The sequence below is a fragment of the Pseudomonas sp. Wu6 genome, assembly GCF_019891515.1.
Lineage (GTDB): Bacteria > Pseudomonadota > Gammaproteobacteria > Pseudomonadales > Pseudomonadaceae > Aquipseudomonas > Aquipseudomonas orientalis_A.
On the sequence record NZ_JAFLXH010000018.1, the window covers coordinates 28,502 to 50,769 of the forward strand.

Below are 22,268 nucleotides of genomic sequence, written 5' to 3' on the forward strand. Positions count from 1 at the left end.
CCAACCCTGGCGCAGGCCGCTAGCTCCGCACGCCAACCTGTTGACCGCAAGCGCCAATCGCCATGACTGAACCGACTTCCCTCGCCAGCTGGACCCGCGCCCTGCGCAAGCAACTCGAGGCCCTGGGCCTGGACAGCGCCGCGCTGTGCCTTGAGGCCGGGCTCGACCCGTTGCTGATGGACGACCCGAACGCGCGCTACCCGTTGTCGGCCACCACGCGCCTGTGGGCACTGGCGGTGCAGGCCAGTGGCGATCCGGCGATTGGCTTGCGGGTGTCGCGGTTTGTCAGCCCCACGACCTTTCATGCATTGGGTTACGCGCTGGTGGCCAGCGGCAGTTTGCGCGAAGTGTTCGAACGCATCGTGCGCTATCACCAGGTGGTCAGTGATGCCCTGAGCCTGGAGTTGAGCCGACACGGCGACTGCTACCGTTTTCGCCTGCTGCAACCCGAAGGCAGCCCGGCGCCGGCGCTGGAAGCCATCGATGCGTTTGCGGCGATCTATGTGCGCACCTGCCGCAATCGCCTGGGGCGCGACTACGCACCGCTGGCGGTTTACCTGCAGCGCCCGGAACCGGTCGACCCCGCGCCCTGGCACACGGTGTTTCGCGCGCCGGTGTTCTTTGGCGCCGAGGAAGACCGCCTGGAGTTCGCCGCCCAGGACTTCGACAGCCACCTGGACGATGCTAACCCGGAGTTGGCCGAACACAATGAAACCGTGCTCAAGCGCACCCTGGCGCAACTGCAGCCGCTGACCTGGGAGCGCAAGGTGCGCGCCGCCATTGAGGCGCAACTGCCCGACGGCGAACCCGGCGCGGAGCGGATCGCCCAGGCGTTGCATTTGAGTCTGCGCAGTCTGCAGCGGCACCTGGCGGATGAAGGTTGCCGGTTTGACGCGTTGCTCAATGAATGCCGGCAGAACCTGGCGCTGTTGCACCTGCGCGATCCGCAGTGTTCATTGGCCGAGATCAGTCATCTGCTGGGGTTTGCCGATACCAGCAGTTTCAACCGGGCGTTCAAGCGCTGGACGGGGATGACGCCGGGGCAGTTCAGGGATGGGTTGCGGTAGGTGAATGGGGGGTGTTTTTGAGGGCCTCATCGGGGGCAAGCCCCCTCCCACATTTGAACTGTGAATACATTTAAGTGTGGGAGGGGCGGTGCGACGATTCGACTTGCCCCCGATAGCGGTCTTTGAGGCTCTGCAAATCCCGGATCAATCACCGCCCCCGATCACGCCGCAACAATTTCCTCACCCGCGCCACCAACACTTTGGCGTCAAACGGCTTGAGCAAGTAATCGTCTTCATGCAATTCCAACCCACGCAGCCGATCTTCAATGCCGTCAGGCGTGGTCAGGAACAGCACGGGGGTTTCTCCGCGCTGGCGAATCGCCTGCTGCAACTTCCACGCATTCAGGCCCGGCAGCATCACGTCCAGGATCACCAGGTCGTACTCGGTGCTTTCCACAAAGCGCTGCGCCGCCATGCCGTTGGCCGCCACTTCCACGCCGAAACCCGCTTCGCTCAGGCCCTGGGCCATGCGTTGCGCCAGTTGCGGCTGGTCTTCCACTAACAACACCTGCATGCCTTACCTCTGGGTTTGATTACAAACCTGTCATCAAATTGTGCGGCTTTTGACCACGTCCACTGGCTACCGTGACGGTCTGCCTTTTGGAGCCCTCACCATGTTTCGCACTGCCTTGTTCCTGAGCCTCGCCGTGGCGACTGCCGCCCAGGCCACGCCGCAACTGCCACGTCACGCCGAGCTGGATCTGCGCACCGCGCGCCAATTGGCCGATGCCGGCCTGGCGCACTGCACCGCCGCGCTGACCGTGCTCGACCGTGGCGGCAACCTGTTGCTGAGCCTGCGAGCCGACGGCGTCGGCCCACACAACAGCCTCGCCAGCCAGCGCAAGGCCTACACGGCGTTATCGAGCAAAACCCCAACCCGGCTGTTCGCCGAGCGCGCGCGCAACAACCCCGAGGCCGCCAACCTTAACAGCTTGCCCGAGTTGCTGTTGCTCGGCGGCGGCGTGCCGCTGTTTGCCGACGCCGAGCTGGTCGGCGCGCTGGGCATCGCCGGTGCCGGCGGCGCCGCGCAGGACGAAGCCTGCGCCGTACAGGCCGCCGAGCAACTGGGCCTGAAAATCACCCCATGATTACCCCTGTCAAAAAGGACTTCACGATGAAAACCCTCAGCATGACCCTCGCCGCCCTCAGCCTGAGCGGCCTGTGCACCCTGGCCATGGCCGCCGGCAACCCGCTGAGCGTGCATGTGCTCAACCTGGAAAACGGCCTGCCCAGCGCCGGCGTCAACGTCACCCTGGAAGAACACGTGGGCGACCAATGGCAATCGCTGTCCCAAGGCGTGACCAACGAACAGGGACGCATCGCCGAACTGTTTCCCGCTGATCGCAGCATGAAGCCGGGCGAGTACCGCGTGGTGTTCAAGACCGGCGACTATTACAAGAAGGCCAACCGCGAAACCTTCTTCCCCGAAGTGCCGGTGATTTTCCAGGTCAAGCAGGCCGATCAGCACTACCACATCCCGCTGCTGCTCAGCCCTTATGGCTTCTCCACCTATCGCGGTTCATAGGCCGGCAGCCAGCCGCAGGCCATTGAGGTCGAGAATCTCGATGGCCCCGTAGCTCAGGCCGAGCACGCCCTGTTGCTCCAGTGCCCTGAGCAGGCTGTTGGTGGTCTGGCGCGACAGGCCGAGCATCGCCGCCAGGTCCTCCTGGGGCAGTTGCAACACCCGGCGCGCCTGCGTTCGCTCACCGTAGCCCTGAGCAATCATCAGCAGCCGATGGGCCAGCCGCGCCGACGCGGGCATCAGGCTCATCTGTTCGATATTGATCAACGACAGGCGCAGCTTGTGGCTCATCAACAGGGCCACATCGCGCCAATACGCCGGGTGCCGCTCGAGCATGCCAAGCATCGCCGCCTGCGGCACCTGCGCCAGCGTGCAAGGGCCCGTGGCGAGCGCATCGTGGGTGCGCGGCAGGTTGTCGAAAAGGCAGATCTCGCCGAACCAGTGAGGCGTCTCCACCAGGCTCAGCACCGCTTCCTTGCCCTGGGCATTCACCGCGCTGATGCGCACCGCCCCTTCCAGCACCGCATACAGGCCACACGGTGGATCGCCGCGCTTGAACAGAAACTGCCCCGCCGTCAGCGTGCGCACCCGCGCCGCCGCCAGCAGGCTATGCTGCAAGTCTGCAGGCAGATGGCCAAACCAGTGGCCGCCGGCCAGGTGCGCGTGCCATTTGCCTGTGTCCATGGGAACTCCGAAGATTGTCGCCCAGTTGACAGTTAGGCGCCGACTGACAGGGCATGATCAAACATCCTACAGGAGGAACAACAATGAAAAGCCTCGTCGACCACCTCAGTCAATACGCCGCCTACCACCGCGACCCACGCAATATCGCCAGCCATTTCATCGGCATTCCCTTGATCGTGGTAGCGGTCGCCGTGCTGCTGTCACGCCCCGAATGGACGGTGGGCGCGCTGTGGATTTCCCCGGCGGTGCTGCTGGCGCTATTTTCGGCGTGGTTTTACCTGCGCCTGGAACTGGCCCTGGGAATCTTGATGACGCTGCTGATGGGTTTGTCGGTATGGGCCGGCCACGTGCTGGCGGCGCAGAGCACGACGGTGTGGTTGAGCAGCGGTATCGGAATGTTTGTGGTGGGCTGGGTGATTCAGTTTGTCGGGCATTACTACGAAGGCCGGAAGCCGGCGTTCGTTGATGATGTATCCGGGCTGATCGTGGGGCCGTTGTTTGTGGTGGCGGAGCTGGCGTTTGCGCTGGGGTTGCGCCAGGCGCTGAAGCAGCAGATTGAGCAACGCTCAGGCCCGGTGGCACGCCGCGATCTCAAACCCAGCGGGATCTAAATGTGGGAGGGGGCTTGCCCCCGATTGATCGTTCCCACGCTCTGCGTGGGAATGCAGCCCAGGACGCTCCGCGTCCAAAGCGTGACGCAGAGCGTCACCAGAGGCATTCCCACGCAGAGCGTGGGAACGATCGGTTCCGGGGTGTGCTCAGGCTTTTTGCCAGACCTTGGGTTTGAAGAACAGGGTCTCGCCACGGGTCAGGCCGGTCAGGCTGTCGTGGTCCTTCACCACTTCGGCTTCGATCAGCTCGGGCTGGCCTTCGACCTTCAGGGTCACGCGAGTAGTCGCGCCCAGCGGCCGGATGTCCCGTACCTCAGCTGCGTGGTGATCTTCAAGCTCATGCCGCGACAGCGACACCTCGTGCGGGCGGAACAGCAGGTGTTTGTCCTCGCCCAGATGCAAGCGGTTGGAGTCGCCCAGGAAGTGGTACACAAAGTCGCTGGCCGGGTTTTCGTAGACGTCGCCCGGTGAGCCGATCTGCTCGATCACGCCCTTGTTCATCACCACGATACGGTCGGCGACTTCCATGGCCTCTTCCTGGTCGTGGGTGACGAACACCGAGGTCAGGTTGATATCTTCATGCAGGCGCGCCAGCCAGCGGCGCAGCTCTTTGCGCACCTTGGCATCGAGGGCGCCGAAGGGCTCGTCCAGCAGCAGCACCTTGGGCTCCACCGCCAGGGCGCGGGCCAGGGCGATACGCTGGCGCTGGCCGCCGGAGAGTTGTTCCGGGTAACGGTCAGACAGCCAGTCGAGCTGCACCATGTTCAGCAACTCGTGAACCTTGCTCGCGATCTGGCTTTCGGTCGGGCGCTGGTTTTTCGGCTTCATGCGCAGGCCGAAAGCAACGTTGTCGAACACGGTCATGTGGCGGAACAGCGCGTAGTGCTGGAACACAAAGCCCACATTGCGATCACGCACATCGTGACCGGAGACGTCCTCGCCGTGGAACACGATGCTGCCGGCATCCGGGGTTTCCAGGCCTGCAATGATGCGCAGCAAGGTGGTCTTGCCGCAGCCGGAGGGGCCCAGCAACGCCACCAGCTCGCCACTCTGGATATCCAGGTTGATGCTGTCCAGGGCCTTGAAAGCGTTGAAGTTCTTGCTGACATTACGGACTTCGATCGACATGACTTATTCCTCACCGGCGCTGTTGCGCAGGCGGTTGATTCGGTTCTCGCTCCACTGCTTGAGCAGCAGGATGAAGAGCGCCAGGATCAGCAACAGGCTGGCCACCGCGAAGGCGGCGACGTGGTTGTATTCGTTGTAGAGAATCTCGACATGCAGCGGCAGCGTGTTGGTGACGCCGCGGATATGGCCGGACACCACCGACACCGCGCCGAACTCCCCCATGGCCCGCGCCGTGCAGAGCACCACGCCGTAGATCAGGCCCCACTTGATGTTCGGGACGGTGACATGCCAGAACATCTGCCAGCCGTTGGCACCGAGCAGGCGCGCGGCTTCTTCTTCCTGGGTGCCCTGCTCCTGCATCAGCGGGATCAGCTCACGGGCCACGAACGGCACGGTGACGAAGATGGTCGCCAGCACGATGCCGGGCAAGGCGAACACAATCTGGATGTCGTGGTCCTGCAACCAGGGGCCGAAGAAGCCCTGGGCGCCGAACATCAGCACGTAGACCAGGCCTGCGATCACCGGGGACACCGAGAACGGCAAGTCGATCAGCGTCACCAGGATGCTTTTGCCACGGAATGAATATTTGCTTACGCACCACGCGGCGCTGACGCCAAACACCAGGTTGAGCGGCACGGAGATCACCACGGCGATCACCGTGAGTTTCAACGCCGACAGCGCATCCGGTTCAAGGATCGCGGTGAAGAACGCGCCAAGGCCGTTCTTCAGGCCCTGGGACACCACGATCAGCAGCGGCAGCAGCAGGAACAGGGCAAACACCAGCCAGCCAAGGCCGATCAGGACGCGTCGCGAGGTCGCGCTGCCACGCCGGGCGGCGTTGGCCGAGGACGCGGCGGATATAGACGATTGGGACATGTTCCGCGCCTCCTTATGGACGTTCGATGCGCCGCTGCAACAAGTTGATCAGCAGCAGCAGGACAAAGGAAACCACCAGCATCAGCACCCCGATAGAGGTGGCGCCACGGTAGTCGTACTGGTCGAGTTTGACCATGATCAGCAACGGCAGGATTTCGGTTTTCATCGGCATGTTGCCGGCGATGAAAATCACCGAGCCGTACTCACCGACGCCCCGGGCGAACGCCAGCGCGAAACCGGTCAGCCAGGCCGGCAACAGGGCCGGTACGAGGATATGGCGGAACACTTGCAATGGCTTGGCGCCCAGGCAGGCGGCGGCCTCTTCGACTTCCCGGGGGATATCGGCCAGTACCGGCTGCACGGTGCGCACCACGAACGGCAAGGTCACGAAGGTCAGCGCCAGGGTGATACCCAGCGGCGTATAGGCGATCTTGAAACCCAGGTCGGCGGCGAACTGGCCCACCAGGCCGTTGGGCGCATACAGCGCGGTCAGCGCGATACCGGCCACGGCGGTGGGCAAGGCGAACGGCAGGTCGATCATCGCATCGATGACCTTGCGGCCGGGGAAGGTGTAGCGCACCAGCACCCAGGCCAGCAGCGTGCCGATCACGCCGTTGATCAGCGCGGCGTACAAGGCGGTGCTGAAGCTCAATTTCAACGCCGCCAACACGCGGGGCGCGGAGATGATGGCCCAGAACTGATCCCAGGTGAGTTGAGCGGCGTGTACAAACATCGCCGCCAGGGGGATGAGTACGATCAGGCTGAGGTACACCACGGTGTAGCCCAGCGTCAGCCCGAAGCCGGGTATGACGGGGGAAATACGACGCGACATAGGAGTCCTTGGTTAAAGGGTAGAAACCACTGTAGGAGCGAGCTTGCTCGCGAAAGAATCAAGGGCACCGCGCTCATTCAGAATGTACGCGTTATCGTTGACGACCTTCGCGAGCAAGCTCGCTCCTACAGGTACTTTGGTTTATTGCGCCGTGTAGATCTGGTCGAACACGCCACCGTCGTTAAAGAACTTCGGTTGGGCAGTTTTCCAGCCGCCGAAGTCTTTGTCGATGGTAACCAGGTCCAGTTCAGGGAACTGTTGAGCGTATTTGGCGGCGACTTTCGCATCGCGTGGGCGGTAGAAGTTTTTCGCCGCAATCTCCTGGCCAGCCGGGCTGTACAGGTGCTTGAGGTATTCGGTGGCGATCTCGGTATTGCCCTTTTTCTCGGCGTTCTTGTCGACCACAGCCACCGGCGGCTCCGCGAGGATCGACAGGGACGGCACGACGATGTCGAACTTGTCGGCGCCGCCGTCTTCCTTGAGCGCCAGGAACGCTTCGTTTTCCCAGGCCAGCAGCACGTCGCCCTGACCGTTGTTGACGAAGGTGATGGTGGAACCGCGCGCGCCGGTGTCGAGGATCGGCACGTGCTTGAACAGCTCTTTAACGTATTCCTGGGCCTTGGCTTCGCTGCCGCCGGTCTTCAGGCCATAGGCCCAGGCGGCGAGGAAGTTCCAGCGCGCACCGCCGGAGGTTTTCGGATTAGGCGTGATCACCGACACGTCTTTCTTGATCAGGTCGCCCCAGTCCTTGATGCCTTTGGGGTTGCCCTTGCGCACCAGGAACACGATGGTCGAGGTGTACGGGGTGCTGGCGTCCGGCAGGCGGGTTTGCCAGTTTTCCGGCAGGGTCTTGCCCAGCTTGGCGATTTCGTCGATGTCGCCGGCCAGGGCCAGGGTCACCACATCGGCGCGCAGGCCGTCGATCACCGCGCGGCCTTGCTTGCCCGAACCACCGTGGGATTGCTGGATCTTGACGTTGTCGCCCGGGTGGGACTGTTTCCAGAAGCTGGTGAACTCAGCGTTGTAGTCCTGGTACAGCTCACGGGTGGGGTCGTACGAGACGTTAAGTAACTCGTAGTCCTTGGCAACGGCGGAACCGGCAAACACGGCACTGGCCAGCGCGGCCAGGGCGTAACGGCGAATCGACGACATAGAAGCTCCTGAAAATTCTTGAGTGTTGGCTTTTTTTATAATTGCGGGTCTATCGCCGTTGCTGCTCAGCTCGGTTTGTTACCCGGGTTCTGCAGGCGGAATTTTTCCTTGCGTTCGATCTGTACCACTTGAGCGTTATGTACGGTGATTTCCACCGCGCCAAACCGCAGATCGCGCAGGGCGCTCTGGATCTCACGCAAAATGGCTGCTTCGTCCTGGCCGTCGACGCTACGTAGAGATGCGCTCATGGTCTCGCTCCTGAAATGAATAGTGCCTGGCAGTGGCGGCACTGCTTGCGGCGTGAGAGCGATAGTAGATAAGCGGGGATATTCTTAAAAATACTATTTAAGAATGTTTATATAACCAGAAAGAATTTTCTGGTGGGACGTGGGGTTGCGCGTGGGTTTTGAATCACAGCACTGAAATAAAGCCTTGTGGAGTTCCAATGTGGGAGGGGGCTTGCCCCCGATAGCGGTGTGTCAGGTTAGTCAGTCTTGGCTGACACACTGCCATCGGGGGCAAGCCCCCTCCCACATTTGGACTGCATTTCAATCCCGGATGGCGGGTGCTTGTGCCCAATTGATCTCATCGGCCGGCACCGGCTTTCCAAACCAGTACCCCTGCCCCATGTCGCATTCCTGGTCCAGCAGGAAGCGGGCCTGCTCCACCTGCTCGATCCCTTCGGCATGCACCTGCATGCCCATGCTTTTCGCCAGGGCGATGACCACGCGCACGATGGCGGCGTCGTCTTCATCCCACGGCAGGCCTGCGACAAAGCCCTGATCGATCTTGAGTTTCTGCACCGGCAGGCGCTTGAGGCGCAGCAGCGAGGAATAGCCGGTGCCGAAGTCGTCGATGGCCAGGCGCAACCCCAGCTCGCGCAGGCGGTGCAGCTGTTCAAGGGCCACTTCCGGGTCGTCCATCACCGCGCTTTCGGTGACTTCCAGCTCAAGGAAGGCCGGGTCCAGGCCTGTATCGTGAAGCACCTGGCCCACGTGTTCGTAGAGTTCGCGCCGGGCAAACAACCGGCTGGACACGTTGATCGCGATAAACCCCAACGGCGCGCCGTCCGCCAGCCACTGGCACATCTGGCGGCAGGCTTGGTTCATCACCCAGGCATCGATGTCGGCGATCAACCCGGTGCGCTCGGCGATAGGGATAAATTCCCCCGGCGGCACCAGGCCGCGTTCCGGGTGCTGCCAGCGCACCAGCGCTTCGACGCCAATCAGGCGGCCGTCCTGCAGGCCGTGCACCGGCTGGTAGTAGACGCGCAGTTCCTGTTGCTCAAGGGCGCGGCGCAGTTCGCTGGCGATTTCCACCCGGTTCTGTGCGTGAGCCGTCAGTTCCTCGGTGTACAGGGCGTAGCCTTCACGGCCCGCATGCTTGGCCTTGAACAGCGCCGAATCGGCGTTGCGCAGCAATTGCTCGGCGCTCAGCGCATCGCTGGGGAACAGGCTGATGCCGATGCTGGCGCTGATAAACAGCTGGTTGCCGTCGAACACAAACGGCTCCTTCATGGCGTCGAGCATGCGCTGCGCCAGGGCCGCCGCCTGCATCACCTGCGGGCAACTCTCCGCCAATACGGCGAACTCGTCGCCGCCCAGGCGCGCCAGGGTCACCCCAGGCCTGAACAGCCCCTTCAGACGCTCGGCCACCAGCTTGAGCAGTTGATCGCCCACATTGTGGCCCAGGCTGTCATTGATGATCTTGAAGTGGTCCAGGTCCAGCAGCAGCAATGCACAGCCGCGTTTGTGCACTTGCGCCGAGGCCAGGGCCTGCTCGGCGCGGTCGGTGAACAGCAGGCGGTTGGGCAGATCGGTCAGCGGGTCGTGATGGGCCAGGTGCGCCAGTTCGTGTTCGGAGTCCTTGATGGCGCTGATGTCCGAGAACACCGCGACATAGTGGCTGATGCGCCCTTGCTCATCGCGGATGACGCGGATGGTTTGCCACTGTGGGTAAATTTCTCCGCTTTGGCGTCGGTTCCAGATTTCGCCGCTCCATTCACCGCTGCGCTCGAGGGTCTGGAACATCTGCCGATAAAAATTCGACGAATGGCGCCCGGACTTGAACAGGCTGGGGGGCTTGCCCATGACGTCTTCGCGCCGGTAGCCGGTGATCTCCATGAACGCCCGATTGACGTGCACGATCAGGCCTCGGGCATCGGTGACCAGCACCCCTTCACGGGTGCAATCAAACACCGCAGCGGCCTGTTGCAGGCGCTCATGGTTTTCTTTCAGGGGTTGTTGCAGCTGGTGGACACGGGCGAAACGCACGCCCATCAGGTAGATAGCCAGCGCGCTCAGGCCCACCCAGACATAGCCGCGCAGTTGCAGCCAATGCGCCAACGCCCGGGGTTCATCGATAAAGTTGATCAATAAGTGGTGGCTGAGCCTGAGCCATACAATGGAAATCAGCAGGTATACCAGCCCCGCACGTAGGGCTCCTCGGTATGTAAACAGCATATGGTCAGTAATCCTTACCAAAAAACAGAATCGCCCTACGAAGGCTGAGGATTATAGAATAAGAAACATCCAGTCACTCCTATCTGAAAGAGCGGCTGGTTTTCTCTGTAGGCTTAGTGATAATGCGTGAGCTGTTCTTTACTTTATCTGAGGGCCATACAGCCTATGTGGTACAACGGTTTTCTTGACCTGTCAGCCTGGCAACTGGTGGCAGTCACGCTGTTGATGACCCACGTGACCATTATTGGGGTCACGGTCTATCTGCACCGTTATTCAGCCCATCGCTCGCTAGAGCTCAATGCCGGCCTGAAACACTTCTTCCGCTTCTGGCTGTGGCTGACCACGGCGCAGAACACCCGCGAGTGGACCGCTATCCACCGCAAGCACCACGCCAAATGCGAAACCGTCGATGACCCCCACAGCCCGGTGATCAAGGGCCTGTCCACCGTGCTGCGCAAAGGCGCCGAGCTGTACCGCGCCGAGGCGGAAAACCCCGAGACCCTGCGCATCTACGGCAAGAACTGCCCGGACGACTGGATCGAACGCAACCTGTACACGCGTTTCCCGCTGCTGGGCGTGGCGCTCATGGGCGTGATCGACCTGCTGCTGTTCGGCACCATCGGCATCACCATCTGGGCGATCCAGATGATGTGGATTCCGTTCTGGGCCGCCGGTGTGATCAACGGCCTGGGCCATGCCGTGGGCTATCGCAACTTCGAATGCCGCGATGCCGCCACCAACCTGGTGCCATGGGGCATCATCGTGGGCGGTGAAGAGCTGCACAACAACCATCACACCTACCCCAACTCGGCCAAGTTGTCGGTCAAGAAATGGGAGTTCGACCTGGGCTGGGCCTGGATCAAGGTGTTCAGCTTCCTGCGCCTGGCCAAGGTGCAGCGCGTCGCACCGATCGCCCACCGCGTCGAAGGCAAGGGCCACCTGGACATGGACACCGCCATGGCGATCCTCAACAACCGCTTCCAGATCATGGCCCAATACCGCAAATTGGTCATCGGCCCGCTGGTCAAGCAGGAGCTGGAGAAAGTCGATCACTCGGTCCGCCACCAGTTCCACCGCGCCAAGCGCCTGTTGTCGCGGGAAACCAGCCTGCTGAGCGATCGCCACCATGTGCGCATCCAAAGCATGCTGGAGCACAGCCAGGCACTGAGCGTGATCTACGAGAAGCGTCTGGCGCTGCAGCAGATCTGGCTCAAGACCAGCACCAACGGCCACGACATGCTCGCGGCGATCAAGGAATGGGTACATGAAGCCGAAGCCAGCGGTATCCAATCCCTGCGCGATTTTGCCCACCAATTGAAGACCTATTCACTGCGCCCTGCAGGGGTCTGACGCGACGGCGGGAGGGCTCGCCCTCCCGCACATTGGCTTTCTGACGCCATTTTCCGGGCACCGCCAATCGAGCCCGATCACGGAACTTCACCGCAATTCCCCTCTCTCAAAGAACACTTCGCCATCATGGTGACCGCTTGTAGTGACCGCTGTTCCATCCTGCGGCGCGCCCAGAGAGAGTTGTTCCGATGGTTCACGAAAAGCCCTGCACGCCTGATGTGTCCTCTGCCCAGCCACCGCGCCCGGCGGCCGCGTCGACGCTGTTGGCGCTGATGCATGCCCAGGGTGAGGTCGAGCGCCTGAGTGCGCGTGAGCAGCTGCTCAGCTCGCTGCTGGTGAGCGTGAACGCCGTGCTGTGGGCCATCGATTGGGAAACCCGTCGCGTGCTGTACGTCAGCCCCGCCTACGAACGGATATTCGGCCGCAGCGCCGGTTTGCTCCTGGCCGACCATCGGGAATGGCGCAACAGCATCCACCCCGAAGACCTCGACTATGCCGAACACAGCCTGGCCCGTGTATTGGAGCAGGGCGCCGTGGAAGACCGCGAATACCGCATCGTCACGCTCGACGGGCAGATCCGCTGGCTCAGTGACAAGTGCTACATCAACCAGCAGGCCGAGCCGGGCAAGCCGATGATCGTCGTGGGCATCGCCGAGGACATCACCGAAAAAAAGCACCTGGAGCTGGAACTGCATCGCCTGGCCACCACCGATGTGCTGACCCAGAGCAGCAACCGCCGGCACTTCTTCGAGCTCGCCAACCAGGCCTTTGACAGCGCCTGTGCGCAGGGCACGCCGCTGGCATTCCTGCTGCTGGACATCGACGATTTCAAAGACATCAACGACACCTACGGCCATCTGGAAGGCGACCAAGTGCTGCGGCGCATCGCTGAAAGCGGGCGTGGCGTGTTGCGCCGTGGCGACCTGTTCGGGCGCATCGGTGGCGAAGAATTCGCCGCCGTACTGCCCGGCTGCGCCCCGGAGATGGCTTTGCAGGTGGCCGAGCGACTGGGCAAGGAAATCCAGGCGCTGAGTTTCAGTGTCGAAGGCCACGCGTTTACCGTGACGGTCAGCCAGGGATTGACCAGCCTGCGCGAAGATGACTCAACCCTGGACAAACTGTTCGGCCGCGCCGATGCGGCGATGTATGAGGCCAAGCGTCAGGGCAAGAACCGCGTGATTGCGGGTTAGGTCGGGGCCAATACGGGGCTTGCCCGCAGCTTTTTTCAAGGTCTCTATTCCACACTGCGCAGCTTGCGCCAAAACGCATTTTGCGCTTGGGCCACAACAATCACTCATAGCATTTTCTCCGTAGGACGACCGTCGAAAGATGGCAGCCCCGCGCTCCAGCCGACTCCCAACCCTCACCACAAAGATCTACCCCCCCGCCACCTCCTCGCGGTACTAAATTCATTCGCCATTGCCGCCGGTCATTCCTCCCGACCGGCCAGACTCTGGAGCATGAACCATGACCATCGGATCCACCTACGACTACCCCGCCCTGGTCGCCAAGCACTTAACAGCCCACGCCCCATCGTCATGGCGAGGCCGGTTCCCAAGTCCTCCGGACTTGTGCTTCAACTATCGCAAATTGGTCGAACAAGATTTTGGCATCGCCCAGGCAACCCAACCCGATTACAAAATCTGCATCGTTGGCGCTGGCATCACCGGATTGACCGCTGCGCGCGAATTACTCCGGTGCGGATTCAACAACGTCACATTGTTGGAACAGTCTCACCGGGTTGGCGGGCGTCACCTATCGATGCTCAATCGCAGCCAATCTCCACTGCTGGGCCAGACCCCCTTCGAGATGGGCGCCATGCGCATGCCCATGTTCAATCAGGCAGGTGAATCGCCTTTAGATGGGCAATCGCTGCTGGCCTACTATTGCAAACTCTTTGAACTGCAGCTGTCCGACTTTCCCAACCCAGGCACATCGCATGTACGCAACACCGGCATTTACCTGCGCGAAGGGTTACTTGAGGGAACGCCACAGCCACAGATGCTTATCTGGAAAAACCCGCAAGGCCACACGCCACCTCCAACAGAAAAATTGCAGGAGGTGTATGCCAAGTGGTGCCGTTTTGCCGATCAGATGACGCACGAAGTCGCCCAGATGTATGGCACGCCACTATGGGAATCCTTATGGGCCGCTATCGTCGCACGTTACCAAAGCCTGTCCTTTCGTGACTTGGTGGCGTTGGCGAGCGTTACGTGGAGCACCCGTACTCCTGAGGACTTTGGCGGTCTCGGCATGACCCAGGAAGAGTCCACCCTTTTCTATTCCATCGGTATCGGCGATGGCAGTTGGGGGGCGTTTTATGACGTGTGCTGCCTCTACCCTTTACGTACTGCGATCTTCGGTTTCAGCAGTCAACTCCAACTGGTGCATGGGCGCGTCGGCATTAACGGCAATCCCGCTCCGTCACCTTATCTAGGGGAAACCACCCTCAAAGACTGCAATGACTTGCCGTTCGATGCGCCGCGTTACCTGGGGCTAACGGCACTGGACGAGTGCCTGCTTTTTATGGAGGCCAAGTTAGACGGCAAGTCCTTCTATGATCACAGTCGGCAACGCGGGAAGGGCTTTCTTACCGACACCTCAGTGACTCGCTTGACCAAGCTTGAAAACGGCCAAATCCGCTTGACCTATGACTGGCAGGTCAGCAGTCCCACAACCACATCAGAACGCCATGAAGATTTCGATGCCGTGATCATGACACTGCCATCCTGGATTATCGAAACACACATTCAGCTGGAAAACTTCAGCCAGGCGATGCTGCCGTATTCCGTCACCAATGCTTACAAAACCGCCCACTGGGAAACCAGTTGCAAGGTCTATGCGCCGCTCAAGAAAAGCTTTCTGTCGAAAAACAAAAAAATCCCCCAGATCATGGTCACCGACAGTTTTATCCACGATGTGTACACCTACCGCTACCACAACGCCTATCCCTATGACTGCATCTTGCTCAGTTACACCTGGGAGGATGACGCGACCAAACTGGCTTCTTTCGACGACCAAACCTTGGTCGATAAGTGCGTCACGGAACTGGACCGCATCCTCTTACGCAGCGCCAATATCAAAACGGCGATATCGCCCTACATCGACAAACAAAACGCCATCGTCCAACGCTGGGTGACCGACAAGAACGCACTAGGGTGCGCCAAGCTCTATCGCGCGGGGACCTACTACGACGCAGTCAGCTTGATGCAGTACAACCGGGACTATGCCCATGTCAGCGGCCTTTATCTGGCCGGGGAATCGTTTTCCGTGGATGCGGGCTGGACCGAGCCGTGCCTACGTGGCGCCGTCGACGCAGTGATCAACCTCTGCAGTACCACCCTCGCCAAGTTCAATGGGGGCTTTACCCTGGATGAATATCCCCGGTACCAAGGGCCGCCAAATCGATAGAGCAGCTGCCTACGACCCTAAAGGAAACAGCCTACTGACGCACAAGCAAAAAAGACTTTCTATTAAACGCCCACCTGATCCGGTGGGCTCATAACAATAAAAAGAGGTCTATACGATGAACGATTCCACGAGCCCGGTACGCGTCGCCGTTGTGCAATTTGATCCGCAAGTCGGTACCCACAATCGCGCCTCCAACCTTGAAACCAGCCTCAGCCTTGCCCTGCAAGCGGTGAACAATGGCGCCAATCTGATTGTGCTTCCGGAGTTGGCCAATACCGGTTATCTATTCAACAATCGCCATGATGCCTATCTACATGCCGAACCCGTTCCAGGCGGTCCCAGCCTGCGGGCGTGGATGGACTTCGCCCAGGCTCACCAAATACATCTTGTGGCGGGCCTGGCCGAGCGCGAAGGCATGCAGCTGTTCGACACGGCAGTGCTGCTGGGCCCCGATGGCCTGATTGGCAAATACCGCAAGGCCCACCTCTGGAACAAGGAAAAACTCTGGTTCACCCCTGGCAACCTTGGATTCCCCGTATTTGAAACATCCATAGGCCGCATAGGCTTACTGATCTGCTGGGACATCTGGTTCCCCGAAGTCCCACGCATACTGACCCAGCAAGGCGCCGACATCATTTGCAGCCTGAACAACTGGGTGTGGACCCCGCCGCCCCTGTTCGACGAAGCGGGCAAATGCATGGCCTCTTACCTGACCATGACCGCCGCCCACGCCAACAACGTGTTCATTGCTGCCGCCAACCGCATCGGGGAAGAACAGGATGCGCGTTACCTGGGGTGCTCGCTGATTGCCGGCACCAACGGTTGGCCCATCGGCAAAATCGCCTCATCCGACGAGCAAGCGATCATTTACGCCGACATCGACTTGTCCAGCGCCCGCAGCGCGCCGATCTGGAACAGCCTTAACGACCTGCAACGGGATCGCCGGAGCGACCTGTATGACACGATGCTCGGCTACCACCTTCACCCGTGCCTGCCACGCTGACGGAGGGTCGATCATGGATTACATACCCACAAAAGTGTCATCGGACTCATCTGTTCGCCACCTTGTCATGCTGATCTCGGCCACGCTCATCCTGGTCGCGTCACTCACTGCGTTGTCGGTGTCTTACTCCACCTCGGCACCGGTACTCTGGCCAGGTTACAACGACATGATGGACAGCCTGCCCTCGCCAATAGCGTGGTTACGTTGGGTGGTCGGCGATATCAGCGAAGTGGCCTTCTACAAACACGAGTTCGCATCACTCGGTCTGCTGCTCGGTGGTGCTTTCGGTTACTGGGCCAGTCGGTACGCGCAAGCCTGGCAAGGCTTCAGCATCGCCTACGGCACGGGGCTCTGGCCTTGGTTGGTGACCAGTTCATTGCTGGGACTGCTGCTGAGCAACGCGATCTGGGGCTGGACCCTGACAGCGGATTCCTGGCAACCAACGTTCGCTGCATTTGTGTCACTTCCGGCGGCCATGGTGTTGCTGTTTGGCGGGGGATGGAAGGTCACGCTCAACGGCGCCTTGCTCGGCGCGATTTTGGTGACGCCGAGCTGCCTGTTGATGGTCAACTACCTCTGTATTCCCCTGGGTTTGCCAGTGGTGATTGGCAATGTCCTGGGCATGGCGTTAGGTAGCGTGGTCGCATTTTTACTCTGCCGCGCACTTCCGGCGCTGGTCAGCCGTGCAACTGAAACCAAGGCCGGCATCCCTCCCCCCGCCCCGCTGAAAACACCCGACTACGGCATACGCTGGACGTTACGTCGCGTGCTGGCGGACTTCTCCGAAGCCCCATTCTTTGGCAATGAGTGGGCCAGCCTGGGTTTGCTCGCCGGGGTATTGCTGGCCTATGCATTAAATCCAATGAGCCCCGCTTATGGATCTGGATGGTTGCCACACCTGATTGCAGGTCAAGCGCTGACTTCTCTGATCGGCATCATCCTGTGGCGCCGGCAATGGCGCGAGCGTGGTTGGTACCCAACCTATGTACCTCTCGTGTCTGTGGTGCCCGCTGCCGTCTTGACCTATGGCGGAAACGCGACAGTGATTGTAACCAGCGCATTGTTGGGAGCCCTGATCGCCCCGCCGCTGGCCTGCGCAATTGCCGGGCGCCTGCCTGACTACATGCATCCGTATATCGGCAACGTATTGTCCATGGCGATCAGTACGGTGTTGATCGTACCTTTGATCGGTATGGTGATTGCGGATTAACGCATCAGAATGGGCTGGTTTCCTGGTGCGTCACCTGCATCAGCGCCAAGGCAATGGCGTGGATCTGGCCCCGCATCCACAGTGCGTTTAATCAGACCTGCAGAATGCCCTGCGCACCGTAATACACACCTGCAACCTGGCCTACGATGGCGGCAGTGATGCCTGCATCGTCGCCCAGGTTCGCAGCCGCCAACCCCGGAGCGCGCAGACTAAACCTGCAGCGCCGCCAGCCACGCCAACAACTTTTCATCCTGGTTCGGGCCAGCAATGATTTGCAACCCGCAGGGCAGACCATCCACGGTGCCAGCGGGGACATTGATGGCGGGTAAACCAAGCAGGTTCCAGACGCTCGTCAAGCCATTGATGGCCTCTCGAATGGGATGTTCAACGCCGTTGACAGTGACGCTCTTGAGACCAAACCGTGGTGGCGCAATCGCGGTAGATGGCATTACCAGCAAATCAGTTGTTTCGAATAGTTCAGCCACTTGGCTCTGCAGCAACTTGCGGCTTCCCAGCGCATTCAGATACTGCCAGGCGCTAATCGCTTTGCCGGATGCGAGGCGAGTTCTCAGCTCACTGCTGAAATGGCTGCCCTCATCCTCCAGGTACGCACTGTGCACGGCGTAAGCCTCGGCGAGCAGAATGGTTTTAAAAGCACTTTGAACCGCTGGAATCAGCGCTTCGAAATCGGCGGCACGTTGTCCGGTATCAAATATCGCGTGGAATCGTGCACGGCAGCATGCAAGCACGCGCTCGTCCACATCGTGGATCGCCTTGGGGTCCACCCATACCGCCCGAGGTTTGTCGGCAGGTTTCACGCAGCTTATTGGCGAGACGCTGAGTACATCCAGCAGTATGGCAATGTCTTCTACACATTGTGCCAGTGGACCGACATGATCCAGGGTGGCGCTGACAGGGTAAACCCCCTCGAGAGAAATGCGCCCGTAACTAGGCTTGAGCCCAACCACGCCACAAAAAGACGCTGGAATACGAATGGACCCTGCGGTATCAGTGCCGATCGCGATGGGGACCATCCCCCCGGCAACCGCTGCGGCACTCCCTGCGCTGGACCCACCCGTGACCCTGTTCAGGTCGTGAGGATTGTGAGACGGCCCCTGAAATGAAAATTCGCCCGTTGGGCCGAGCGCAAACTCACTGGTCAGCGTTTTACCAACCACCACCGCCCCGGCTGCCCTGAGCAGGGCGACACAACGCGCATCAGTCGTAGGCCAGTGGTTTTGAAACAGGTGAGAACCATACGTCGTAGGCATACCCCGAGTATCGATGTTGTCCTTGATTGCGATGGGGATACCGTGCAGCGGCCCGCGATACTGACCCTCGTCGATCTCCCTATCGAGCAATTGTGCGGTGTGGAGTGCCTCAGCCACGTTAAGCGAGACGAAGGCATTGATCGCAGGGTTCTGTTGATGGATAGCGTCCAACGCCGCCTGAGTGAGTTGAACGCAACGTACCTCTTGGTTGCGCACCTGTCGGGAAAGCTCTGCGACAGTTTTGCCCTGGAAGAAGCCATGAGGTTGAGCCATGAGTGAAAAACCTCCTGCACATACGGGTGGATAGCAGGAACTCTGCCTGATCCGCAGGCAGATGTATGTCATCCGCTTCGCATAATGAGTTGGGATGAGCCCGTCAGATAAAGACACCGGCAGGAAAGCCTCGTGCGAGGTCCCATCGTCTTGCCGGCGCCAGGTCGGCCCTGCCCCGTCCTGGATGTGGTAAGAGGTGCAGCAGGCCAGCGGCAATGCCTGCACATCACGCAAGAAGCCGCCCCGTGAACAAAAAACCGCATATGCGTTTTTTGCTCAGGAGGCGGCTTCTTTGCGCAGCGAGGTGGGAGCTACTAGCTGCAAGCGTTTATTACTTGAAGCTTGTGGCTTGCCGCTTACAGCTCGGCAAAGCACTCTTCAATGATTGCCAGGCCCTTGTCCAATTGCTCGTCCGGCGAGGTCAACGGCACCAGTACACGCAACACGTTGCCGTAGGTACCGCAAGACAGCAGGATCAGGCCTTTGTCACGCGCCTTGGCCACCACCGCAGCAACGGCTGCGGCGTTCGGTTTGTGGCTGTCGCCATCTTCGAACAGTTCCACCGCGATCATCGCGCCCAGGGCACGCACTTCGCCGATCACCGGGTATTTGGCCTGGATGGCCTTGAGGCCGGTCACCAGGCGCTCGCCGACAGCCTTGCAGCGGTCCAGCAGGTGCTCTTCTTCGAACACTTCCATCACCGCCAGTGCGGCGGCGCAGGCAATCGGGCTGCCGGCATAGGTGCCGCCCAGGCCGCCCGGGGCGATGGCGTCCATGTACTCGGCCTTGCCGCACACACCGGCCAGCGGGAAGCCGCCGGCGATGGATTTGGCAAAGGTGGTCAGGTCGGCGGCAACGCCCATCTGCTCCATGGCGAAGAAGGTACCGGTACGGCCGGCACCGGTTTGCACTTCGTCGGCGATCAGCAGGATGCCGTGTTTGTCGCACAGCTCGCGCAGACGCTTCATGAACGATTTAGGCGCGACGTAGAACCCGCCCTCACCCTGCACCGGCTCGATGATGATCGCAGCGATATCACGCGGCTCGGCGTCGTTCTTGAAGATGCGCTCGATGCTGGCGATGGCGTCGTCGTCGCTCACACCGTGCAGTTCGTTCGGATACAGCGCACGGAACACACCGCCTGGCATCAGGCCCATGCCGGCCGAGTAAGGCACGACTTTGCCGGTGAGGCCCAGGGTCATCATGGTGCGGCCGTGGTAAGCGCCGGTGAAGGCGATCACCCCAGCACGGCCAGTGGCGGCGCGGGCGATTTTCACGGCGTTTTCCACCGCTTCGGAACCGGTGGTGACCAGCAGGGTTTTCTTGGCGAAATCACCTGGCACCTTGGCCGCGACTTTCTCGCAGACTTCCACGTAGGGCTCGTAGGCCAGTACCTGGAAGCAAGTGTGGGTCAGCTTGTTCAGCTGCGCGGTCACCGCCGCGATGATTTTCGGGTGCACGTGGCCGGTGTTGAGCACGGCGATACCGCCGGCGAAGTCGATGAACTCGCGACCTTCTACGTCGGTCACGGTGGCGTTCTTCGCCGATTCGGCGAAGATCGGGTGAATCTGGCCAACACCGCGCGGTACAGCGGCTTCGCGGCGTTTCATCAGGGATGCGTTGGTCTTGCTCATAAAGTCCTCATTCGCCGCTCATCGGGCGGCGTGGTTCAAGGATAGGTGACGGGGAGGCAACTACGGCAGCATGCGATGATCGACTGCCACAGCTTTCCCGGCCACTGCGAATAACGACGTGAAACACGCAAAGGGACAGCGCTCTCGTGCCCTTTGCGTCTGTTGCAATCTCTTACAGGGCTTAGATGCCCAGGCAGAGGTATTTGATTTCCAGGTAATCCTCGATCCCGTACTTGGAGCCTTCACGGCCCAGGCCCGAGGCCTTGATGCCGCCGAACGGCGCCACTTCGTTGGAGATCAACCCGGTGTTGACGCCGACCATGCCGTATTCCAGGGCTTCAGCCACACGGAACACACGGCCCAGGTCGCGGGCGTAGAAGTACGAGGCCAGGCCGAATTCGGTGTCGTTGGACATGGCGATCACTTCGGCTTCGTCTTTGAAACGGAACAGCGGCGCCAGTGGCCCGAAGGTTTCTTCCTTGGCCACAGCGGCGTTTTTCGGCACGTCGGTGAGGATGGTCGGCTCGAAGAAGTTGCCTTCCATCGCCTTGCCACCGGCCAGCAGCTTGGCGCCTTTGCTCAGGGCATCGGCAATGTGCTCTTTGACCTTGGCCACGGCTTTTTCGTCGATCAGCGGGCCAGTGGTGGTGCCTTCTTCCAGACCGTTGCCGATCTTGAGCTTGGCCACGGCCACTTTGAGTTTTTCGGCAAACGCGTCGTACACCGAATCCTGGATATACAGACGGTTGGCGCACACGCAGGTCTGACCGTTGTTGCGGTACTTGGAGATGATCGCGCCCTCGACGGCCTTATCCAGGTCAGCGTCGTCGAACACGATGAACGGCGCGTTGCCGCCCAATTCCAGGGAGACCTTCTTGATGTCCTTGGCGCATTCAGCCATCAACTGGCGACCGATCTCAGTGGAGCCGGTGAAGGACAATTTCCGCACGATCGGGTTGCTGGTCAGCTCGCCGCCGATGTCGCCGGCGCTGCCGGTGACCACGCTGAGCACGCCTTTGGGAATACCGGCACGGTGCGCCAGCTCAACCAGGGCCAGGGCCGAAAACGGCGTTTGCGAGGCCGGTTTGATCACCATGGTGCAACCAGCGGCCAGGGCCGGGCCGGCTTTGCGGGTGATCATGGCGGCGGGGAAGTTCCACGGGGTGATGGCTGCGGTCACGCCGATCGGCTGCTTGATCACGATCAAGCGCTTGTCGGGCTGGTGGCCGGGAATCACGTCACCGTAGATGCGCTTGGCTTCTTCGGCGAACCACTCGATAAAGGAGGCGGCGTAGACAATTTCACCCTTGGCTTCGGCCAGCGGCTTGCCTTGTTCGAGGGTCATCAAGCGGCCGAGGTCGTCCTGGTTTTCGATCAGCAGTTCGAACCAGCGACGCAGCTTGTTGGCGCGCTCCTTGGCGGTGAGTGCACGCCAGGCCGGCAGGGCCTTGTCGGCCGCTTCGATGGCGCGGCGGGTTTCCGCGGCGCCCATCTTTGGCACAGTACCGAGAATCTCGCCCGTGGCCGGGTTGCTGACCTTGATGGTCTGACCATTGTCCGCATCGACCCAAGCCCCATCGATGAAGGCTTGCTGGCGGAACAACTGGGTATCTTTGAGCTGCATGTAGGCTTTCCTTAACAGCACCGCGCGCACGCGGAGCGAATTAGAGTTATTGAAAGGCGCCTTGTGGGCTGCCGTCAGGGAAATCAGCCTCGGTGCGCAACATCAATAAAGCGCGCACGGGAGACAGAGCGTTTGAAATCTCAAACGAATCCTAGGAT

Annotated in this window: 20 protein-coding genes and 1 pseudogene; 9 read left to right on the top strand and 12 right to left on the bottom strand. The window is 60.7% G+C overall.

The annotated features are described in order from the left end of the window. The first annotated feature begins 62 nt into the window (after nucleotides 1–62). Nucleotides 63–1,067 carry an AraC family transcriptional regulator gene (locus J1G34_RS14155; protein ID WP_065893833.1) on the top strand — a complete coding sequence of 335 codons (1,005 nt, stop codon included), beginning with the start codon at nucleotides 63–65 and terminating at the stop codon, nucleotides 1,065–1,067. A gap of 148 nt (nucleotides 1,068–1,215) precedes the next feature. Here the strand turns inward: J1G34_RS14155 and J1G34_RS14160 are convergent, their stop codons facing one another. Further along, nucleotides 1,216–1,581, bottom strand: coding sequence for a response regulator (locus J1G34_RS14160; protein WP_057725354.1), 366 nt, complete (start codon nucleotides 1,579–1,581; stop codon nucleotides 1,216–1,218). 100 nt (nucleotides 1,582–1,681) lie between these two features. Here J1G34_RS14160 and J1G34_RS14165 point away from each other — a divergent pair, with 100 nt between their 5' ends. Both J1G34_RS14165 and uraH read left to right on the top strand, forming a co-directional pair. Continuing rightward, the gene (locus J1G34_RS14165) at nucleotides 1,682–2,155 is read left to right on the top strand and encodes a GlcG/HbpS family heme-binding protein (protein ID WP_057725353.1); all 474 of its coding nucleotides are present in this window, start codon (nucleotides 1,682–1,684) and stop codon (nucleotides 2,153–2,155) included. Nucleotides 2,156–2,181: 26 nt separating this feature from the next. Then, nucleotides 2,182–2,592 (top strand): hydroxyisourate hydrolase, encoded by a 411-nt coding sequence (uraH, locus tag J1G34_RS14170; protein WP_065893859.1) that lies wholly within the window; start codon nucleotides 2,182–2,184, stop codon nucleotides 2,590–2,592. Here uraH and J1G34_RS14175 read toward each other — a convergent pair. Then, complete coding sequence (locus J1G34_RS14175) at nucleotides 2,587–3,273, bottom strand: Crp/Fnr family transcriptional regulator (protein WP_122686307.1); 687 nt, start codon at nucleotides 3,271–3,273, stop codon at nucleotides 2,587–2,589. The two genes, uraH and J1G34_RS14175, sit on opposite strands and share 6 nt — an antisense overlap. A gap of 83 nt (nucleotides 3,274–3,356) precedes the next feature. Here J1G34_RS14175 and J1G34_RS14180 point away from each other — a divergent pair, with 83 nt between their 5' ends. Further along, nucleotides 3,357–3,884: an Mpo1 family 2-hydroxy fatty acid dioxygenase gene (locus tag J1G34_RS14180; RefSeq protein WP_065936122.1), complete on the top strand. Its 528-nt coding sequence runs from the start codon at nucleotides 3,357–3,359 to the stop codon at nucleotides 3,882–3,884. 147 nt (nucleotides 3,885–4,031) lie between these two features. Here J1G34_RS14180 and J1G34_RS14185 read toward each other — a convergent pair whose 3' ends face one another. The 6 genes from J1G34_RS14185 to dibA all read right to left on the bottom strand — a co-directional run bounded on the left by J1G34_RS14185 (nucleotide 4,032) and on the right by dibA (nucleotide 10,334). Next, on the bottom strand, nucleotides 4,032–5,012 hold the full coding sequence (locus tag J1G34_RS14185; RefSeq protein ID WP_057725349.1) for a sulfate/molybdate ABC transporter ATP-binding protein: 981 nt from the start codon (nucleotides 5,010–5,012) through the stop codon (nucleotides 4,032–4,034). 3 nt (nucleotides 5,013–5,015) lie between these two features. Next, nucleotides 5,016–5,888: a sulfate ABC transporter permease subunit CysW gene (gene cysW / locus J1G34_RS14190; protein ID WP_065883110.1), complete on the bottom strand. Its 873-nt coding sequence runs from the start codon at nucleotides 5,886–5,888 to the stop codon at nucleotides 5,016–5,018. A gap of 13 nt (nucleotides 5,889–5,901) precedes the next feature. Beyond that, entirely contained in the window at nucleotides 5,902–6,720 is an 819-nt protein-coding gene (gene cysT, locus J1G34_RS14195; protein WP_065883112.1) for a sulfate ABC transporter permease subunit CysT, read from the bottom strand. A gap of 141 nt (nucleotides 6,721–6,861) precedes the next feature. After that, nucleotides 6,862–7,872: a sulfate ABC transporter substrate-binding protein gene (locus tag J1G34_RS14200; protein WP_065893836.1), complete on the bottom strand. Its 1,011-nt coding sequence runs from the start codon at nucleotides 7,870–7,872 to the stop codon at nucleotides 6,862–6,864. A 65-nt stretch (nucleotides 7,873–7,937) separates the two neighbouring features. Beyond that, nucleotides 7,938–8,120 (bottom strand): sulfur starvation response protein OscA, encoded by a 183-nt coding sequence (gene oscA, locus J1G34_RS14205; protein WP_003170956.1) that lies wholly within the window; start codon nucleotides 8,118–8,120, stop codon nucleotides 7,938–7,940. 300 nt (nucleotides 8,121–8,420) lie between these two features. Next, on the bottom strand, nucleotides 8,421–10,334 hold the full coding sequence (gene dibA / locus J1G34_RS14210) for a phosphodiesterase DibA (RefSeq protein WP_222994225.1): 1,914 nt from the start codon (nucleotides 10,332–10,334) through the stop codon (nucleotides 8,421–8,423). A gap of 165 nt (nucleotides 10,335–10,499) precedes the next feature. Here dibA and desA point away from each other — a divergent pair, with 165 nt between their 5' ends. From desA to J1G34_RS14235, 5 genes are all read left to right on the top strand, one after another. Continuing rightward, nucleotides 10,500–11,684 (top strand): delta-9 fatty acid desaturase DesA, encoded by a 1,185-nt coding sequence (gene desA / locus J1G34_RS14215; RefSeq protein ID WP_057725344.1) that lies wholly within the window; start codon nucleotides 10,500–10,502, stop codon nucleotides 11,682–11,684. Between the two features lie 188 nt (nucleotides 11,685–11,872). Next, nucleotides 11,873–12,874 carry a sensor domain-containing diguanylate cyclase gene (locus J1G34_RS14220; protein ID WP_065936123.1) on the top strand — a complete coding sequence of 334 codons (1,002 nt, stop codon included), beginning with the start codon at nucleotides 11,873–11,875 and terminating at the stop codon, nucleotides 12,872–12,874. A gap of 277 nt (nucleotides 12,875–13,151) precedes the next feature. After that, entirely contained in the window at nucleotides 13,152–15,095 is a 1,944-nt protein-coding gene (locus tag J1G34_RS14225; RefSeq protein ID WP_222994226.1) for a flavin monoamine oxidase family protein, read from the top strand. A gap of 115 nt (nucleotides 15,096–15,210) precedes the next feature. Continuing rightward, the gene (locus J1G34_RS14230) at nucleotides 15,211–16,098 is read left to right on the top strand and encodes a nitrilase family protein (protein ID WP_065883122.1); all 888 of its coding nucleotides are present in this window, start codon (nucleotides 15,211–15,213) and stop codon (nucleotides 16,096–16,098) included. Nucleotides 16,099–16,111: 13 nt separating this feature from the next. Then, a complete protein-coding gene (locus tag J1G34_RS14235; RefSeq protein WP_065895898.1) occupies nucleotides 16,112–17,308 on the top strand; it encodes a hypothetical protein in 1,197 nt (398 codons plus the stop codon). Nucleotides 17,309–17,312: 4 nt separating this feature from the next. Here the strand turns inward: J1G34_RS14235 and J1G34_RS27660 are convergent. From J1G34_RS27660 to gabD, 4 genes and pseudogenes are all read right to left on the bottom strand, one after another. Next, nucleotides 17,313–17,501: pseudogene (locus J1G34_RS27660) on the bottom strand (ADP-ribosylglycohydrolase family protein); the annotation flags it as partial. 16 nt (nucleotides 17,502–17,517) lie between these two features. Then, nucleotides 17,518–18,852, bottom strand: a complete 1,335-nt coding sequence (locus J1G34_RS14240; RefSeq protein WP_222994227.1) for an amidase — start codon at nucleotides 18,850–18,852, stop codon at nucleotides 17,518–17,520. A 356-nt stretch (nucleotides 18,853–19,208) separates the two neighbouring features. Beyond that, nucleotides 19,209–20,486: a 4-aminobutyrate--2-oxoglutarate transaminase gene (gene gabT, locus J1G34_RS14245; protein ID WP_065883128.1), complete on the bottom strand. Its 1,278-nt coding sequence runs from the start codon at nucleotides 20,484–20,486 to the stop codon at nucleotides 19,209–19,211. 181 nt (nucleotides 20,487–20,667) lie between these two features. Then, on the bottom strand, nucleotides 20,668–22,110 hold the full coding sequence (gene gabD / locus J1G34_RS14250; protein WP_065893843.1) for an NADP-dependent succinate-semialdehyde dehydrogenase: 1,443 nt from the start codon (nucleotides 22,108–22,110) through the stop codon (nucleotides 20,668–20,670). Nucleotides 22,111–22,268: the final 158 nt, after the last annotated feature.